Origin of the sequence: Vibrio sp. OPT18 (genome assembly GCF_015163615.1) — a bacterium.
GTDB lineage: Bacteria > Pseudomonadota > Gammaproteobacteria > Enterobacterales > Vibrionaceae > Vibrio > Vibrio coralliirubri.
Genome location: NZ_JADDYK010000077.1, coordinates 1 through 7,149, shown reverse-complemented (window position 1 = coordinate 7,149; position 7,149 = coordinate 1). Strand labels below are relative to the sequence as shown.

The following is a 7,149-nucleotide window of genomic DNA, read 5'->3' as shown; positions in this document are numbered from 1 at the left end:
CGGTAACCGAATCAGGCCAGCCAGCAGTCGAAGATAAAAGCGAAGCAATGGCGGGTTTTGTTGAAATCGCTTTTGTTATTATCGAGCAAGTGACCAGCGTCACCGCTGGTTTTGATTTTGAGTTTGACGAAAAGGGCAAACAAAAGGTCATTGATGCCGCCGTTCCTGTGCTCAATAAACACGGTAACGGAATATTGAGCGTGTTTGGGGATTACGTCGAAGAGGTCACGCTATTAATTGCGGTACTGGCTTTGGTGTTATCAGCGAAAAAAACCGTAGCAAAGCATAAACTGGAGATAATCGAGAATGGCAAAGAAACCACCGCCGTTAGCGTTTCCAAATCCGGTTAACTCTAATGCGTCACTCAATGCAAAACACACTATCTACGTAGCGGGGACGGGCGGGGGGAAAACCTCCGCCATTTTCCATATGGAGACCATTCCCAAAAGTGCGCAAGTGGTGATATTTGACCCATACACGGGTTACACGGGTAAAAAACTCAAAGGGCAAATGGTACACGGCACAAAATCGCGTGTTGCCTTTTTAAAGGCGCTGCGTGTTGCTCGTCGAGCTGGCAAGCCGTTTAAACTGGCTTACATTCCAGCAAAAGGCGCTTGTGCCGAAGAGTTAGAATTCTTTGCGGGTTGTGTGTGGTCGATGGGGAACGGCAAGGCGGCGGAGCTTCACTGCGTGATTGAAGAGTTGGCCTCATGCGTGGAGACTATCGGCAAGCTCAAAGGCAAGGCGGGTGAACTGATGCGCGGTGGCCGCCAGTTCGCTATCGTGGTTCATTCCCTTTTCCAAAAAGCGCAAGAAGTGCCTAAAACCGTGACTGACCAATCAGATACATGGTGGGTGGGAAAACTTCAATCGACCCGTGATATTGAATGGGTATCCAATCAACGCGAAATTCCCGTTAATGAGTTAGCGAAATTGGTCAGCGCAAAGCAAAACGCTGAGCGTATCGGTAAGCCTGTCGCTGAATATCTGCTTATTACTGACTTTGGTCAGTACAAAAAAGGGGCGTTTAACTGTATCACGGGGGCGAAAGTCGCGGTTAAATCAGCGTGATGCACCTCTCAATCTAACCTATAGGTTACCCGTTTAACCTATAGGTTAACTCTTCTGTTTTTCTTCTCTCTTTTGCTTTTTCATAGCCCTACCCAATTGGGGACATTCTAACGTCGAAAGGCAGGGGATTTATGAAAATCAATTATCAAGCAACCGCAATTACCGTACTGGTCGTTGTTGTTGTCATTTCCGTTATCAATAACGTATCGATGCTGAAATCAGTGAAAGAGCTGATTAATGGCGACGATGGTTGGTTTTAAGGAGAAATGACATGTCAGTAAAACCAATCAAACTCAATTCAATGGTCGGCGCTAGGTGGGGTGAAAAAGGGACGTTACCTATTCCAGTTGGCCCTACTTACCAAGAAATCATCTTGGAAACCAATGCTGCTGCCGAAGATTTAGAGCGCGTCTCTATCACGTTGAACACCGATGAGATTTATGTATTAACGGGCTCTGAGCTTTTAATGCTTGAACGTTACAAGCGTCAAGACCACACCGCGGGTATTTTTGTTATTCCGTTTGCGGATGTGTCAGCACGGACGAAAAACGGGGTGCGTTATACCGCGCTGGTCACTGAGCTTGGTGATGCGATTCACCTAGATGTGCAATTCAAACAAAAAGCCGCCGATGTTGACCCGTTGACTATTCAAGTGTGGGCGCATGTGACCAATGCACAAGCGGCGCGCGTTATCGTGCCACGCATGAAACGACAAACGATGCCAGCGAACGCGCAAGGTGAGAATGAGTACGCGAGTCTTATCTCAAGCCCTGCTCTTTCTGTTCGTCGTATGCACTTCATGCACAACGACATTCAAAAGCTGAAAATTGAGCGTGACTTTACCAAAGAGTATGAAGCCAGCAAGCTCATTAGCGAAGCGAACACCAAGCGTAACAAGCGCACACCGCAAGCGGGTTATTTTCACTTTGATCCAACGGTACGTGGATTCTCTATCGATGAACTATTTCCAACGGTGCATAACTCTAACCTGACGTTTACCGTCACAACGGGTGATGTCCCTGGTTCGATTCCTATCTTGATTGAATCGGTTGAAGTCGTCCGCCCTGATTTGCTTTATCCACAATCAAAAAAATAAGGGGTTCACATGGCAGAGAGTAGCGGTAGCTTCTTTGATGACTTGCTCGACTTTGGCGCCGGCGCACTGGATTCGGTCGAAGAAAATCTTGGCGGCATTATTGGCAGTTTCATACCTCCGTCAACCTCTTCAAACCCAAGTGCAACGCAGCAACCTAACCAGGGTGTTGTGGACAATAACGGCAATTCAGTAACCGTACCGCAGGGCGGTATGGTTCAGGGAATGAGTAATCAAACCTTGATGACGATTGGCGGTGTTATTGGCTTAATTGTGCTTATTTTGCTCGTTGTGTTAGCAATGAAAAAATAAGGGGGCTCAATGCCAGTAGTTTTATTTTGGGCATTAGGTGGCTTGGGGGTTGGTAGTTTCTTTGGCTTTAGCATGAGCGACGGATTTAAACGGCTGATGAATGTCATCATCGTTCTTATCGTGCTTGTGATTGCTTTCAAATTATGGAAAAGCCAATGAGCAAAGTAACCGAGGATTTAACAGGAAAAGCAACGGATGGTTCTATGTTAGGTAGTTTAACAAGCTTAACAGGTGGTGGCGGGTTAACGGGGGGAAGTTCAGGGCCTGCGAATTCTGGCGGAACAACAACCTCTAATACCTCGTCTGGCTTTACGGGTGGTGTTGTCAATATGGGAAGCAATAACGGCATTCCCACATGGGCAATTATCTTGTGCGCGCTTGCTGCGGTTTATGTGCTCACCAAGCGATAAAAATGACTTGTCTCTGTGCTCTTGGGAGGACGCTAAGCCGAGGCTAAAAACAGCCCTTAGTGATTACCTACAAGAAGCAGAGCAAGCCGTTAAGCGCGGTGAAGAGTGTTGTTATCGCATTAACAACACTTACATGTTACTGCGTGGTGAAGTGTTTGACAGTGGCGAACGCGAATTAGTTGTCGTTGCGCTCAGTGGTGAAATGGCACTAGGGACGCTTGCAGCGGTTCAACACGCAAAATTAAATCACTTTACCAGCATAAGGGCGCATTTCGCTAAAAAGGGCGCACAACGCTTTATAGCGCGAAAATTGCGCTTACCTGTTGAGCTTGTCGAGACTCGAAACAATAGCGAGTTCGTTTTAAGAATAAGGTTTTTAGATATGGGTGGTAAAAGTAGCTCCAGCAGTACCAGCAATACCACAACGACAACAACCAATGTCAGTGGCACCGCTGCGGTCAGTGGGGATAACTGGGGTGCCAATATTTCAGGGGTGAACAACTCCGATATTAATTTAACCATGACAGACCACGGCGCTATGCAAGTGGCGGCAGAATTTGGCGAGGGTGCATTACAACTTAGCCAGGACGCACTGAAAAACAACACCGAGGTAAGCACACACGCCATCGATGCCATTACCAATATGGCAGGTCAACAAAGTGCGACCACAAAGGCCGCGCTGGATATGGCGGACGCGGCAAAGGCGCGCGAGCAAACGGGCACAAATGAATCGGATAATGATTTGCTTAAGAACGTCTCATTGATGGTTGGCATTGTGGCCACGCTGGTCACGCTGTATTTCATGATGAAGAAAGGGAATTAACGATGAAACGAAGTGTGACACTGGCACCGGGTGAAGAATACAGTTTTAACGTGCACGAGCTAGGTAAGTACTTAATTGTGCGAGAAGCAAGTAACAGCATCATGATCCACGCCGATAACATGCGCCCTGTTGAGATTGAGAACGGCGATACCGTTAGTGTTGAACGTTACGACGTGATGAAATTTCGTAACCATAATGCAACGGAAACGGTCATTAAGTACGAGATTTCGGATGTTTACGTTCACACCAAAATGCAAAAAATGGCGGTAGATGGTGAGGTTATCGTAACGGAAATCAAAGAGCCTATAACAGTTGAAAGGGTCAATAATCCTGTCATCGTACAAAGCAATGCGCCTTTATCGGTAAGAGAAGCAATTTATCATCGAAGTCTGGCAACGCGAGTGGTACCCGTAACGGGCACTACAAGTGTCACGAGCTATAAAACGAGCGGAAGTGTACGTTTTATGAACCTCACCATACAGGCCGATACGAATAATCAGGGTTCACTTATTCTATTGGGTTCAACTCTCTCTAAGCCAAACTTGGGGGGCATCGAACTGCCACCAGGGGCGGTTGTGCACTTTGAAAAAGGACTAACTGAAGAGTTTTACTTACAACCCAAAGACCTAAGCGTTTTAACGCGCGACGAAAAAGTTAATTTATCGGTCGTTGTTGAATCAAGCGCCGTGGTATCAAAAGAGAGTACGACGATGCAACAGGGTGTTGAAGAAGTGTTTGTAGTAACGCACTTAACAGAAAATGAGGTGATCGAATGATGTTTACGTACTTTCCAAAAGGTGGTTTTTCGGAATCGAATGGTTATGTACCAACCACAAGGACCGTTAACGGTAAGGCGCTAGAGGAAGATATTATTATCGGCCTTGCTGATATTACTGACGGCGATGAAACGCTAGAGCAAATTATCGATGAACTTAAAGACAATTCGGGCTCAGTGGATTTGTCTGGTTACGTACCAGTAACGAGGACAATAAATGGCAAGCCATTAAATAAAGATATCACCATTGATACAGGTAATGTTTCAGCAAAAGTTTCCGGTGGAGATTGGGCGTATGAGGTGGATCTTGGTCGTAGCAGTCATGAAGCCCATCTTTTTATCCCTAACGAAACGCAGATTAGCGGAAATATAGTAGCCATTAACATTGAAATTCAATGTTTGTCTGTGCCCACCGAAAGCGTGATGCATCCATCGAAGTTAACGTTTCAAATGATGAGTGGTCTTGGCAATGTTGGTGTACCTATTACTGACTCAATCGTTGTAACGAAAGAGGTCAGCGCAGGCCGTCTAATTACTCTATTTGTGCCAGAAAATGTAGGTGTGATTAAGTGCAAAAGAGAGCATCCAACAGCAAACGGCGCCCACTTAAAGGCAAGAATAGTCGGTGTGCTGTGCGTGTGATGTAAGTTAGGGGTCTTAAATAATGGTGAAACTCGTTATTACTTTGTTAATTATTGTTTTGTTATTGGTGGTATACATGAAACGAAGAGAAATCAGTAAAGCTGTTAGTGGCTTTGTTCTTTCAGCTCGTAGCGAAGCTAATATGCTTGGGGTACATGACAGGCTAAAAGCCGTCACCCGTCGAGCACTAGAGCTTAGCCCATACGATTTTGGTATCACGTCCGGCAAGCGAACCGCGGCAGAACAAAAAGCCATGTTTGATAAAGGTGCAAGTAAAATCGACGGCACGAATAAGATTAGCAAGCACCAGACAGGTACAGCGGTTGATTTTGTGGTGTACGACGAAAACGGCAAAGTGACGTGGGAAATGTCCTATTACGAAGCGGTTTCAAAAGCGTTCAAACAAGCCGCTATTGAACTTGATACGGCGATTGTTTGGGGTGGTGATTGGTCAACGTTCAAAGATGGTCCGCATATTGAACTCGATAAATCGGTGTTTCAGTGATAGGCGCAATTGCAACACTAGTCACAGGTGGCATTGATGCGTATAAGCAACACGGCCAAAACAAAGCCGAAGAATTAAAACGCAAAGATGAATTAGAGCAAGTCAAGCACACCGCAAAAGTGGAAAGACTGAAATCTGGTGAGGCCAGCGCATCAAACCTTGATGAAATGAGCATTAAAAATCGAGGTTGGAAAGATGAATTTATCATGCTTGTGGTGTTCATTCCGTTGATGCTTTCGTTCGTTCCTGACTATGCGACTTACGTTGAACAGGGATTTGCAGCTCTTGAAAATATACCAGAGCCATATTGGTATGTTGTTGGTGCGGTGGTCATTGACACATTAGGTATGCGCGCAATGGTGCGTTATCTATTGGAATTTTTCTCACATAAGTTTAGGGGTAAGTAGTGGAAATAATGGGGATGCTTGCAGCGCTAAATGATGTTGGCATGTCACCGGCGGCGATCGCATTAATTGGCATTTTGTGGAAGCAAGATAGACGGTTAACGATTATCGAGACAATGTTGAAAGGGATAAAATATGGCTAAAACTGGCTTGAAAGCGAGCGGTACACTTAAGAAAGGCTACCGCTTCAAAAAAGGCGGTGGTGTAGTGAAAGCAAAGAACACCACAATCAAGCGCAAGAAGAAGCGCAAGTAATAACAAAAAAAGCCCACTCATTGAGCGGGCTTTTTTATTTAATTCCTAAACTTAACGGCTAGGAAAAGCAGGACCAGGGGGACCACGATCACCAAAAAGGCAATTGGAGCGCCTAAGCTGCCAAGTTCATCAAAAATATCGTAAACTTCACCAGCAAACTCCCAAAACACACCGTTAGTTTCTGAATTTAATCGTTTAAGAGTAAATTCACTCCAGCTATATACACCATCATGCATGCTGAAAAATATCCTTATAACCGAAAAAACCCACCCGCCGAAGCGAGTGGGTTTTTTCTATGATTTGAGTTATGATTTGCGCGTCAAACGTTCGTTTGCTTAGAGTCTCGTTGAGAGTTTATAGAGCAGCGTGGAAACTATCCCTAAAACTATCACGACTTCTAAACCGCTTGCCTTACCCGTTCGTAGGGTAAGGTAAGCACCTACCGCACTCATCAATTCAATTAATTCTTTATTTTTACTTGTCGCTTGCGCCAAGTACGCATCGTTACGTTTCATATTTCCTCTCCTGCCTCACGGCGTTAGATCTACCTTGATGTACAAAGCCCACTCATTGAGTGGGCTTTTTATTTGAATGTCTGCATAGCTTCAGTAACGCACTCGTGAAAGGTTGGAATTGAATAACTATGCAAACAAATATGGCAGGGGTGGAGAGATTCGAACTCCCAACACGCGGATTTGGAATCCGCTGCTCTGCCAATTGGAGCTACACCCCTATTTTCAGTTTTAAAGAGCTGAAACTCTGAATAAGTGGCGGAGTGGACGGGACTCGAACCCGCGACCCCCGGCGTGACAGGCCGGTATTCTAACCAACTGAACTACCACTCCGCAGTGGAATACTT

Annotated in this window: 14 protein-coding genes and 2 tRNA genes; 12 read left to right on the top strand and 4 right to left on the bottom strand. The window is 45.5% G+C overall.

The genetic code is table 11. From position 1 onward, the window contains the following. The 12 genes from IQQ51_RS20795 to IQQ51_RS20745 form a co-directional block, all read left to right on the top strand. On the top strand, positions 1 to 350 hold a 350-nt coding region (locus IQQ51_RS20795), incomplete at its 5' end, for a hypothetical protein (protein ID WP_228013086.1). Continuing rightward, on the top strand, positions 307 to 1,071 hold the full coding sequence (locus IQQ51_RS20790; protein ID WP_193842006.1) for a hypothetical protein: 765 nt from the start codon (positions 307 to 309) through the stop codon (positions 1,069 to 1,071). The genes IQQ51_RS20795 and IQQ51_RS20790, both read left to right, overlap by 44 nt. A 131-nt stretch (positions 1,072 to 1,202) precedes the next feature. After that, entirely contained in the window at positions 1,203 to 1,331 is a 129-nt protein-coding gene (locus IQQ51_RS27805; RefSeq protein ID WP_265584330.1) for a hypothetical protein, read from the top strand. An 11-nt stretch (positions 1,332 to 1,342) separates the two neighbouring features. Next, positions 1,343 to 2,167: a major capsid protein P2 gene (locus tag IQQ51_RS20785; RefSeq protein WP_193842005.1), complete on the top strand. Its 825-nt coding sequence runs from the start codon at positions 1,343 to 1,345 to the stop codon at positions 2,165 to 2,167. Between the two features lie 9 nt (positions 2,168 to 2,176). Beyond that, positions 2,177 to 2,476 (top strand): hypothetical protein, encoded by a 300-nt coding sequence (locus IQQ51_RS20780; protein WP_193842004.1) that lies wholly within the window; start codon positions 2,177 to 2,179, stop codon positions 2,474 to 2,476. Positions 2,477 to 2,485: 9 nt separating this feature from the next. Further along, positions 2,486 to 2,635, top strand: coding sequence for a hypothetical protein (locus IQQ51_RS20775; protein WP_193842003.1), 150 nt, complete (start codon positions 2,486 to 2,488; stop codon positions 2,633 to 2,635). A gap of 44 nt (positions 2,636 to 2,679) precedes the next feature. Further along, complete coding sequence (locus tag IQQ51_RS20770; protein WP_193842018.1) at positions 2,680 to 2,886, top strand: hypothetical protein; 207 nt, start codon at positions 2,680 to 2,682, stop codon at positions 2,884 to 2,886. After that, entirely contained in the window at positions 2,867 to 3,709 is an 843-nt protein-coding gene (locus tag IQQ51_RS20765) for a hypothetical protein (RefSeq protein WP_193842002.1), read from the top strand. The genes IQQ51_RS20770 and IQQ51_RS20765 overlap by 20 nt, the downstream gene beginning before the upstream one ends. Positions 3,710 to 3,711: 2 nt before the next feature. Next, the gene (locus tag IQQ51_RS20760) at positions 3,712 to 4,485 is read left to right on the top strand and encodes a hypothetical protein (protein WP_193842001.1); all 774 of its coding nucleotides are present in this window, start codon (positions 3,712 to 3,714) and stop codon (positions 4,483 to 4,485) included. Further along, positions 4,482 to 5,126 (top strand): hypothetical protein, encoded by a 645-nt coding sequence (locus IQQ51_RS20755; RefSeq protein ID WP_193842000.1) that lies wholly within the window; start codon positions 4,482 to 4,484, stop codon positions 5,124 to 5,126. The genes IQQ51_RS20760 and IQQ51_RS20755 overlap by 4 nt, the downstream gene beginning before the upstream one ends. Before the next feature lie 76 nt (positions 5,127 to 5,202). Then, positions 5,203 to 5,631, top strand: coding sequence for a M15 family metallopeptidase (locus IQQ51_RS20750; protein WP_193841999.1), 429 nt, complete (start codon positions 5,203 to 5,205; stop codon positions 5,629 to 5,631). Continuing rightward, the gene (locus tag IQQ51_RS20745; RefSeq protein ID WP_193841998.1) at positions 5,628 to 6,038 is read left to right on the top strand and encodes a hypothetical protein; all 411 of its coding nucleotides are present in this window, start codon (positions 5,628 to 5,630) and stop codon (positions 6,036 to 6,038) included. The genes IQQ51_RS20750 and IQQ51_RS20745 overlap by 4 nt, the downstream gene beginning before the upstream one ends. Positions 6,039 to 6,328: 290 nt before the next feature. Here the strand turns inward: IQQ51_RS20745 and IQQ51_RS20740 are convergent, their stop codons facing one another. The 4 genes from IQQ51_RS20740 to IQQ51_RS20725 all read right to left on the bottom strand — a co-directional run bounded on the left by IQQ51_RS20740 (position 6,329) and on the right by IQQ51_RS20725 (position 7,135). Further along, positions 6,329 to 6,526, bottom strand: coding sequence for a hypothetical protein (locus IQQ51_RS20740; RefSeq protein WP_193841997.1), 198 nt, complete (start codon positions 6,524 to 6,526; stop codon positions 6,329 to 6,331). Between the two features lie 99 nt (positions 6,527 to 6,625). Then, complete coding sequence (locus tag IQQ51_RS20735) at positions 6,626 to 6,805, bottom strand: hypothetical protein (RefSeq protein ID WP_193841996.1); 180 nt, start codon at positions 6,803 to 6,805, stop codon at positions 6,626 to 6,628. 141 nt (positions 6,806 to 6,946) lie between these two features. After that, positions 6,947 to 7,023, bottom strand: a tRNA-Trp gene (locus tag IQQ51_RS20730). A 35-nt stretch (positions 7,024 to 7,058) separates the two neighbouring features. Further along, a tRNA-Asp gene (locus tag IQQ51_RS20725) sits at positions 7,059 to 7,135 on the bottom strand. Positions 7,136 to 7,149 lie beyond the last annotated feature (14 nt).

Coding starts and splice junctions, on each gene's coding strand:
- IQQ51_RS20780 (WP_193842004.1), top strand. CDS start 2,177: ATGGCAGAGAGTAGCGGTAGCTTCTTTGATGACTTGCTCGACTTTGGC.
- IQQ51_RS20755 (WP_193842000.1), top strand. CDS start 4,482: ATGATGTTTACGTACTTTCCAAAAGGTGGTTTTTCGGAATCGAATGGT.
- IQQ51_RS20790 (WP_193842006.1), top strand. CDS start 307: ATGGCAAAGAAACCACCGCCGTTAGCGTTTCCAAATCCGGTTAACTCT.
- IQQ51_RS20785 (WP_193842005.1), top strand. CDS start 1,343: ATGTCAGTAAAACCAATCAAACTCAATTCAATGGTCGGCGCTAGGTGG.
- IQQ51_RS20740 (WP_193841997.1), bottom strand. CDS start 6,526: ATGCATGATGGTGTATATAGCTGGAGTGAATTTACTCTTAAACGATTA.
- IQQ51_RS20735 (WP_193841996.1), bottom strand. CDS start 6,805: ATGAAACGTAACGATGCGTACTTGGCGCAAGCGACAAGTAAAAATAAA.
- IQQ51_RS27805 (WP_265584330.1), top strand. CDS start 1,203: ATGAAAATCAATTATCAAGCAACCGCAATTACCGTACTGGTCGTTGTT.
- IQQ51_RS20775 (WP_193842003.1), top strand. CDS start 2,486: ATGCCAGTAGTTTTATTTTGGGCATTAGGTGGCTTGGGGGTTGGTAGT.
- IQQ51_RS20770 (WP_193842018.1), top strand. CDS start 2,680: ATGTTAGGTAGTTTAACAAGCTTAACAGGTGGTGGCGGGTTAACGGGG.
- IQQ51_RS20750 (WP_193841999.1), top strand. CDS start 5,203: ATGAAACGAAGAGAAATCAGTAAAGCTGTTAGTGGCTTTGTTCTTTCA.
- IQQ51_RS20765 (WP_193842002.1), top strand. CDS start 2,867: ATGTGCTCACCAAGCGATAAAAATGACTTGTCTCTGTGCTCTTGGGAG.
- IQQ51_RS20760 (WP_193842001.1), top strand. CDS start 3,712: ATGAAACGAAGTGTGACACTGGCACCGGGTGAAGAATACAGTTTTAAC.